Raw genomic sequence first — 7560 nt, 5'->3', positions numbered from 1 at the left:
CGCCGGTCGCTGCCGGGCTTGAGCAGGACCGGGTTCATCGCCGGCTCGGGCGTGACCCGCGCGGCCAGCGCCTGCACCCACTGGGCGCGCCCGATCTCCGCGGCGTCGTCGGTGGCCCCGTCGGCGGCGGCGCACACCATCGAGTTGTTGGACATGTTCTGCGCCTTGTACGGCGCCACCCGCACCCCGCGGCGGGCGAACGCCCGGCACAGGCCGGTCGTGACGACGCTCTTCCCGGCGTCCGAGGTGGTGCCGGCGACAAGCAGCCCGCTCACCAGGCCGACGGTAGCAGGGAAATCGCGGGTTCCGGACCTCGCGTTCCTGAACCGCCCGTCGTGCGGGCTGCCGGGGTAGCGTCCGTGGCATGGCGGCGTTGCGGTTCGGGGTGGTGCGGGAATCGGTGGCTGACGGCCGGGAGTGGCTGGATTTCGCCCGCCGGGTCGAGGACAGCGGGATCGGCACGCTGCTGCTGCGGGATCATTTCTCGGCGGGCGCGTTCGGGCAGCAGCTCGCGCCGTTCAGCGCCCTGGCCGCCGCGGCCGCGGTGACGACCCGGCTGCGGGTCGGCACCCTGGTGCTGTCGAACGACTTCCGGCACCCGGCCATCGTGGCGCACGAGGCGGCGAGCCTGCACCTGTTGTCCGGCGGCCGGTTCGAGCTCGGCATCGGGGCCGGCTGGTACCAGCCGGAGTACGCCGCGGCGGGCATCGCCTTTGACACGGCGGGCCGACGCATCGCCCGGCTGGATGAATCGCTCTCCATCATCAAGGGCCTGCTGGCCGGGACGCCGGTCCAGCAGTCGGGCGAGTTCTACCAGATCGACGGGCTGGATCTCGACGTCCTCCCCATGCCCAGGTCCGGCGCCCCGCGGCTGCTGGTGGGCGCGGGCGGCCCGCGCATGCTGCGACTCGCCGCCAGGCACGCGGACATCGCCGGCGTCCTGCCGGCACCGATCAGGGACTCGGCCGACGGCGACGATCCCAGGGACCGGCTGCCGGCGGCGTTCGACGCGAAGGTCGGCGTGCTGCGGGAGGCGGCCGGCGACCGGTTCGGGAACCTGGAGATCAGCGCGTTCGGCACGTTCATCGTCACGGACAGGCGGCTGGCCGCGACCGAGGACCTGATCGCGCGGCGCGGCTGGAGCGGAATCGACGCCGAGACGGTGTGGCAGATGCCGACGATCTTCATCGGCAGCGCGGAACAGATCCGTTCCGACCTGCTCGAACGGCGCGACCGCCGCGGCCTGTCCTATCTCGTCGCCGGCGACGGCGCGCTGCCCGCGCTGGCGGAGATCGCCGGCGGGCTGTAAGCCCGCCGGCGGGTGCTCGTCGTCCGCGGGCGGCAGGTGCCGCACCTGCTCCCTGGTGATGTTCAGGCGGAATCCGTCGGCGCCGACCTCCGCCACGGCGGACCGCGGGATGAGCACCGTTCTGCGGCCCAGCAGGTGTCCCTCGCGCAGCAGTATCGAGGTCACCCGGCCGCTGCCTGCCTCCACGACGAACCCCAGCACGTGCCCGATGTCGCCGTCTGTCGCGTGCACGTGATCACCGCGGAACACCTCGTCCTCGCCGGGCAGCTTGTCAGGGACGGCGTCGACGGTCACGGGCGCCGGGATGGTCCCTGGGCCCCCTGGCGTGCCCGGAGTACCCGGCGCTCCCGGCAGCATGCCCCCGGCGGGAGCGTAATAGGGCCACAAGACATCCGGTTCCCAGCGGCCGACGGTGTCCTCGTAGTCCTCATCACCGGGGAAGTACGTCGCCTCGGCGGGATCCAGCCGCTCGAACTCGGCCTTGGTGCAGCGCAGCCGGACCTCGCCCTCGGGGGTGCCGGCTCCCCCGGCGTCGACGAGGCCGAGCGGGACAATCTGCCCGAGCCCCTTCCGATGCGCCGGCTCCACCACCAGATGGGTGACCGCGTCATCGCCGCGGCTGATGACCAGGGTCCTGAGCTTGCCGCAGTCGCCGTCCGCGCAGCGAACCTCAGCCTCGAGCCTGAACAACTGTGCCTGCGGCATGCTGTCCTCCCGCGTTGTCATCGCCAGCCTTAGCGTAGTGGAACGCCGCTCTGGCCGGCAGCCCAAGACGGCGCGCGGCCCGCCGCGGGTGCTGCGACGATGACTTTATGACTAGCCGTCTGCCCTTCTATTGCGTGGACGTGTTCGCGACTCGCCCGCTGACCGGCAATCCGCTGTCGCTGGTGCCCGATGCCGATGGCCTCGATGAGGCCCGGATGCGGGCGATCGCGCGCGAGTTCAATCAATCGGAGACCACGTTCCTGCTGCGCCCATCGCTGCCTGGGGCCACCGTGCGGCTGCGCTCTTTTACCCCGGCCGGCGTCGAGGTCGGCGGCGCCGGGCACAACGCGCTGGGTGCCTGGCTGTGGCTGGAGAGCGCGGGCCGGGTTGCCTCGGACTCGGGCCTGCGGCAGGAGATAACCGGCCAGGTGCTGCCGGTTGAGGTGGTCCGCGCGGCCGGCCAGCCCGCCATGGTGTGGATGGACCAGTCACCGCCGCGATTCGGCGCGGTGGCGGGTGACCGCGCCGGGCTGGCCGCCTGCCTGGGCCTGGGCGAGCGGGATCTGGCGCCGGACGAGGACGCGCGGGTTGCCTCCACCGGCGCCGCTCACCTGCTGGTCCCCGCGCGTGACCGCGGGGCGGTGGACCGGGCAGCGCCAGACCCTGCGCGGCTGAAGTCGGCGTTGCGGCAGGCGGGCGCCGAGGGCTGTTACCTGTATAGCCGGGATCCGGTGGACGCCGCCGGCGCCGTCGCCTACGCGAGGTTCTTCAACCCGACCGTCGGCATCGCGGAGGACCCCGCGACAGGAACCGCCGCCGGTCCGCTGGCCGCCAGGCTCGTCGCCGAGGGCCGGATCCCCGACGAGTCCACGGTCATCATCGAGCAAGGCTACGTACTGGGGCGGCCGAGCAGGATCGCCGTGTCGGTTTCGCGGCAGCGCGTTCGCGTCGGCGGCTCCGGCCTGGTCGTCGCGGAAGGAGCACTGATCGGGTAGCCGGCGAGTGTCAGGCCGGCTCACCCGGCCACAGCGCCGTCAGCTGGCCAGGGCTGATGTTGCCGCCGCTGCAGACGATGACCACGTTGCGGTCCGCGAACCGCCCGGGCGTGCTCAGTACCGCGGCGAGGGCGGCCGCGCCGGCCGGCTCGACGAGGTTGCGCGTCTTCTCGATCATCAGCCGCGTCGCGGCCCGCAGCGCGTCCTCCGGCACCAGCACGAAGTCATCCAGCAGCGCACCCAGGATCTGCTGCGGCAGCTCGAACGCGGTCCTGGTGGCCAGTCCCTCCGCGAACGTGCTAGTGGTGTCCGCCACGAGGGCGCCCGCCCGCCAGGAGCGGTACGCGGCCGGAGCCGCCTCGGACTGCACGCCGATCACCTCGACCGACGAGCGCACCGCCTTGGCCACCACGCAGGCTCCCGCCGCCCCGCTGCCGCCGCCGACCGGGACCACGATCACGTCGGTCTCCGGCCACGCCTCGAGGATCTCCAGGGTGTAGGTGGCCACCCCCGCGATGAGGGCCGGCTCGTTCCCTGAGTGGATGTACCGGTATCCGTGCCGGGCGGCCTCCTGTTCGCAGTGCTCACGGGCCTCATCGAAGTCCCGGCCGTGAAAGACCACCTCGGCGCCCAGCGCCCGCATCGACTCCACCTTGACCGGGTTGGACTGCTCGGGCATGCAGACCACCGCCCGCACGCCGAACAGGTCGGCCGCGTAGGCCACCGACTGGCCGTGATTGCCTGTCGAGGCGGCGATCACGCCCCGGTCTCGCTCATCGGCGGTCAGCTGGCTGACCAGGTTCACGCCGCCGCGGACCTTGAACGCGCCCACCGGCTGATGATTCTCGTGCTTGACCCGCACCTGAGCCCCGGTGAGGGCATCTAGCGCGGGATACCGGTACAGCGGGGTCGGCCGCAGGTAGGGCGCGATGCGCAGCCGTGCCGCGAGGACGTCAGCCAGGTCCGGCGCCGGGGAGACGGTCATGCCTTGTGTCTACCACGGGTGTCTACTACGGTGTCTGCCACGGCGCCCGCGTACCGGTGCGGCAGCGGGTGCCGTCGCGCGAAGCCCCGGTATCCGATGACCGCCACTAGCAGAACCAGCAGCCCCAGCCCGACTTGCATCCCGCGGGTCAGCCCCGGCGGATAGATCACCTTGACCAGGTAATGGTCGATGAACCCGCCACCGTACCCGGCCTCCCCCGCATGCCGGCGCAGGTCATTCTCCAGCAGCGTGAGCGGGCAGGTGAAGCCCGCGAACTCCACCAGCGCGCCATAGACCACCGCCGGGATGTGCGCCCAGATGATCCGGGGCCATCGCCAGGCGAGAAAGACGCCGCCGACGACGAAGCCGATGAACAGCAGGTGGATGACCACCACCACGTCCGCGCCGGCCTGGTACCACATGGTGTCAGCGCACGATACGCAGGACGACCTTGCGGTCGCCGCCGTTCGGCTTGACCAGCGCGAACCACAGCGGCAGCAGGGCGTCGACGGTCTGCGTCGCGGTCGCGTCGCCGAGGAACGCCGGCTCTAGACCGACGGCGCTGATGAGTTGCTCGGCGGTCGCCCGCGCCTCCGGATCGGCGGCGAAGAACAGGTTCGCGCCGGGCACCGGCGCCCCGCCGAGGCCTTCGCCTGAGCCGTCCCTGGCGCCGAAGACAACGTCGTGCCCGGCAGCGCGCCACTTGCTCCCGAGCGTGCCGCCGATGTTGCCCTTGCCGATGACCGCTATCTTCATGCCCGCCACCAACCTGTGTGACGCCCGTCTCATTCCTGTACCCGGGATAGCCCTTGACAACTCAAAAACTGATATCACAATGATAGTAGATAACTGACAGGGAGGCGGCCATGGACGAGCCAGCCATCGAGGTGCGGGGACTACGCAAGAGTTTCGAGAAGAAGGAAGCCGTGACGGGCATCGACCTGGATATCGCGGCTGGTTCCCTGGCCGGCCTGGTCGGGCCCAACGGAGCGGGGAAGACGACAACGCTCTCCATGATGACCGGGCTGCTGCGGCCGGACGCAGGCCGGATCGTGATCAAAGGACTCGACGTGTGGGCCGACCCGGTCGCCGCCAAGGCGGTGATCGGGGTGGTGCCTGCCGAGGCCAGGCTGTTCGAGCGGCTGAGCGGCGAGGAAGTCCTGGAGTACGCCGGCCGGCTGCGGGGCCTGCCGGCCGCCGAGGCCCGCTCGCGGGCGGCGCAGCTGCTCGAGATGCTCGACCTGGCCGCTGACGCGAAGCGGCTAGTCGCGGACTACTCCACCGGGATGCGCAAGAAGGCCGCGCTCGGCTGCGCGCTGATCCACAATCCGTCCGTGCTGTTCCTGGACGAACCGCTCGAGGGAGTGGACCCGATCTCCGCCGACGTGATCAGGCGGCTGCTGACGCGCCTGGTCGGCAGCGGCGCCACCGTGCTGTTCTCCAGCCACGTCATGGAGCTGGTCGAGCAGGTCTGCGATCACGTATCCGTCATCGACAAGGGCAGGATCCTGGCGACCGGCACAACCGACGAAGTGCGCGGCGGCAAGACCCTGCAGCAGGCGTTCATCGACCTGGTCGGAACGAGGGCGAAGGGTGAGGAGGGATTGACATGGCTCGGCTCCTCGTCGAACTGAAGCTCCGCCTGGTACGCAACGCGCTGCGCTCGTCCACCGCCGCGCAAGTCACGTTCCTGATAAGCACGCTGTGCGCTGCGGTCGCCGCGATCGGGATCTTCTGGCTCCTGGCCCAGTTGCGTTCTCAGGACGCGGCGGTGGACCTGACCACGGTCATCTTCGGCATCCTCGCGATTGGGTGGCTGATTGCCCCGATCTTCGCCTTCGGCCTGGACGGCACGCTCGACCCGGCGACATTGGCCCTCTATCCGCTCCGCACCCGTCAGCTCGTCCCCGGGCTGCTCGCCGCGTCAGCGGCGGGCGCTTGGCCGGTGGCCAACGTGCTAGGCCTGCTCGGCGTCACGGTCGGGCTGGCTCGCGGGGCGCTCGGCGTGCTCGTCGCGTTCATCGCGGTGGTGCTTCAGGTGCTGTTCTGCATCGTGCTGGCGCGGTTCGTGACCACCGGATTGGCGGGACTGCTTCGCTCGCGCCGCGGCAAGGACCTCGCCGTCTTCCTGTTCATCCCGATCTTCGCCATATTCGAGTTCCTCATCCAGGTGATACCCCGGGCCGCTTCCTCCGGGCAGCTGAGCCCGGCGAGCTTCGCCGGCATCGACAGCTGGATGCGCTGGCTGCCGCCCGGCCTGGCGGCGCACGCGATCCAGGACGCATCGACCGGGCACACGGGTGACGCCGCGGCGCGCCTCGGCCTGCTGGCGGCCGTCATCATCCTGCTCGGCGTTCTGTGGGTGCGCTCACTGAGCCGCGCCCTGGTCACCACGGACACCTCTACCGGGTCATCGCGGGTGCGCAATGCCGTGCTGCCGCTGGCGCGGTACGGCCTGCGCGGTGCCGTGGCCGCCAGGTTCCTGAAGTACCAGCGCCGCGACCCCGCGTCCCTCGCTTACTGGGCCATTGTCGTCATCATCATGTTCATCTGCTGCGCCAGCACGATCTTCGGCCGGCAGCACCATCCCTCGATCGTGATCACCAGCGCGGTCTTCGGCGCCGCGTTCGCCGGCGCGTATCACGCTAATTTCGCCGGGCAGGCCGGGCCGGGGTTCGTGATCGAGGCCCTGGCGCTGAGCGGGCGCCGGGAGCTGCGTGCCTACTTCTCGGCCCAGGACATCGTGTTCGGCGCGATCGCGGTACCGCTCATCACGGGGATGTGCTTCGGCCTCGCGGCCCTGATCGGGGACCTGAGGCAGGGCTGCGTCGCCGCCGCGGTCGGCCTGGCCGGGCTCGGCGCGGGGCTGGCGCTGGCCAACGTCTTCGGCGTCGTGCTGGCCTATCCCTTGCAGAAACGAGCCGGCAGCCCGCTGCCACAGCAGGCCCAGGGATACGGCGCGCACGCGGTCGGCACCATCTTCGGCACCCTCGCGTGCGTCGCGGTAGCCGCCATCCCCGTGATCGTCCTCGGCAACCTGACCATCCATGATTCCGCGGCGATCGCGCTGCCGGTGCTGTTCGGCTGCGCCGTGGCCTACGGCCTCGGGCTCGCGTGGCTCGGGGTGCGGGCCGCCGCCGCCCTGGCCGCGGGCAAACTGCCCGAGCTCTGCCAGGTCGCCATGCGCACCACCCTGTAACGTCGTTTCCCTCTTGGATGCGGGCGCGACCTCGTTGATCGCGGCGAGCGCGTTGAGCGTACGGGGGTAGCCGATGAACGGCAGCACGACGGTGATGACGCCGATCAGAGTCTGCCGGTCGTTCCCGACATTAAGGTTGGCCGCCACGTGGCTCCTGACCTGCGGGTCGCACCCGCCCAGGGCGGAGAGCATGGCGAAGGTGATCAACTCCCGCACCGGGACACCGATCCCGTCACGGGTGAGGTAGTCGCCGAAGCAGTTCGCGGACAGGAACCGCTGGAAATGCAGCTCGTCCTCGGCCGCCGACGCGTACATGCGCTCCACCCGGTCCGCGCCGGCGATCCGCTCTTGCACCGCCCTCCCTCGC

The 7560-nt window shown here is 70.9% G+C and carries 9 protein-coding genes and 1 pseudogene; 5 read left to right on the top strand and 5 right to left on the bottom strand.

Features of this window, described 5'->3' with window-relative positions; translation table 11 throughout:
- A partial coding sequence (locus WA805_RS06730) for an AAA family ATPase (protein ID WP_425241901.1) occupies nucleotides 1–275 on the bottom strand: 275 nt, incomplete at its 3' end.
- An 89-nt stretch (nucleotides 276–364) separates the two neighbouring features.
- Between WA805_RS06730 and WA805_RS06725 the strand changes: the two genes are divergently transcribed.
- From WA805_RS06725 to WA805_RS06715, 3 genes are all read left to right on the top strand, one after another.
- Nucleotides 365–1309 carry a TIGR03621 family F420-dependent LLM class oxidoreductase gene (locus WA805_RS06725; RefSeq protein WP_425241900.1) on the top strand — a complete coding sequence of 315 codons (945 nt, stop codon included), beginning with the start codon at nucleotides 365–367 and terminating at the stop codon, nucleotides 1307–1309.
- Between the two features lie 12 nt (nucleotides 1310–1321).
- Nucleotides 1322–2047 carry a hypothetical protein gene (locus WA805_RS06720; protein WP_425239875.1) on the top strand — a complete coding sequence of 242 codons (726 nt, stop codon included), beginning with the start codon at nucleotides 1322–1324 and terminating at the stop codon, nucleotides 2045–2047.
- A 74-nt stretch (nucleotides 2048–2121) separates the two neighbouring features.
- The gene (locus WA805_RS06715) at nucleotides 2122–3009 is read left to right on the top strand and encodes a PhzF family phenazine biosynthesis protein (protein ID WP_425241899.1); all 888 of its coding nucleotides are present in this window, start codon (nucleotides 2122–2124) and stop codon (nucleotides 3007–3009) included.
- 10 nt (nucleotides 3010–3019) lie between these two features.
- Here the strand turns inward: WA805_RS06715 and WA805_RS06710 are convergent, their stop codons facing one another.
- The 3 genes from WA805_RS06710 to WA805_RS06700 are packed head-to-tail and all read right to left on the bottom strand — an operon-like array spanning nucleotide 3020 to nucleotide 4750.
- On the bottom strand, nucleotides 3020–3994 hold the full coding sequence (locus WA805_RS06710; protein WP_425241898.1) for a threonine ammonia-lyase: 975 nt from the start codon (nucleotides 3992–3994) through the stop codon (nucleotides 3020–3022).
- Nucleotides 3991–4416, bottom strand: a complete 426-nt coding sequence (locus WA805_RS06705; protein WP_422282537.1) for a DUF2784 domain-containing protein — start codon at nucleotides 4414–4416, stop codon at nucleotides 3991–3993. Before WA805_RS06705 ends, WA805_RS06710 begins: the two co-directional genes overlap by 4 nt.
- Before the next feature lie 4 nt (nucleotides 4417–4420).
- Nucleotides 4421–4750: a hypothetical protein gene (locus WA805_RS06700; protein ID WP_425241897.1), complete on the bottom strand. Its 330-nt coding sequence runs from the start codon at nucleotides 4748–4750 to the stop codon at nucleotides 4421–4423.
- Between the two features lie 110 nt (nucleotides 4751–4860).
- On the opposite strand from WA805_RS06700, the gene WA805_RS06695 reads away from it, so the two are divergent.
- Together WA805_RS06695 and WA805_RS06690 are read left to right on the top strand one after the other, a co-directional pair.
- Nucleotides 4861–5628: an ABC transporter ATP-binding protein gene (locus WA805_RS06695; RefSeq protein ID WP_422341047.1), complete on the top strand. Its 768-nt coding sequence runs from the start codon at nucleotides 4861–4863 to the stop codon at nucleotides 5626–5628.
- Nucleotides 5604–7193, top strand: a complete 1590-nt coding sequence (locus WA805_RS06690) for a hypothetical protein (RefSeq protein WP_425241896.1) — start codon at nucleotides 5604–5606, stop codon at nucleotides 7191–7193. The genes WA805_RS06695 and WA805_RS06690 overlap by 25 nt, the downstream gene beginning before the upstream one ends.
- 45 nt (nucleotides 7194–7238) lie before the next feature.
- Here the strand turns inward: WA805_RS06690 and WA805_RS06685 are convergent.
- Nucleotides 7239–7508: pseudogene (locus WA805_RS06685) on the bottom strand (carboxymuconolactone decarboxylase family protein); the annotation flags it as partial.
- Nucleotides 7509–7560 lie beyond the last annotated feature (52 nt).

It is taken from the genome of Trebonia sp., from assembly GCF_049794275.1.
In the GTDB taxonomy this organism is placed as follows: domain Bacteria; phylum Actinomycetota; class Actinomycetes; order Streptosporangiales; family Streptosporangiaceae; genus Trebonia.
Note: the sequence above shows the minus strand (reverse complement) of the source record. Positions and strands in the feature narration are given on the sequence as shown.

Excerpts from the sequence above, each read along its gene's own strand:
- WA805_RS06725 (WP_425241900.1), top strand. The coding sequence starts at position 365 with ATGGCGGCGTTGCGGTTCGGGGTGGTGCGGGAATCGGTGGCTGACGGC.
- WA805_RS06715 (WP_425241899.1), top strand. The coding sequence starts at position 2,122 with ATGACTAGCCGTCTGCCCTTCTATTGCGTGGACGTGTTCGCGACTCGC.
- WA805_RS06710 (WP_425241898.1), bottom strand. The coding sequence starts at position 3,994 with ATGACCGTCTCCCCGGCGCCGGACCTGGCTGACGTCCTCGCGGCACGG.
- WA805_RS06705 (WP_422282537.1), bottom strand. The coding sequence starts at position 4,416 with ATGTGGTACCAGGCCGGCGCGGACGTGGTGGTGGTCATCCACCTGCTG.
- WA805_RS06700 (WP_425241897.1), bottom strand. The coding sequence starts at position 4,750 with ATGAAGATAGCGGTCATCGGCAAGGGCAACATCGGCGGCACGCTCGGG.
- WA805_RS06695 (WP_422341047.1), top strand. The coding sequence starts at position 4,861 with ATGGACGAGCCAGCCATCGAGGTGCGGGGACTACGCAAGAGTTTCGAG.
- WA805_RS06690 (WP_425241896.1), top strand. The coding sequence starts at position 5,604 with ATGGCTCGGCTCCTCGTCGAACTGAAGCTCCGCCTGGTACGCAACGCG.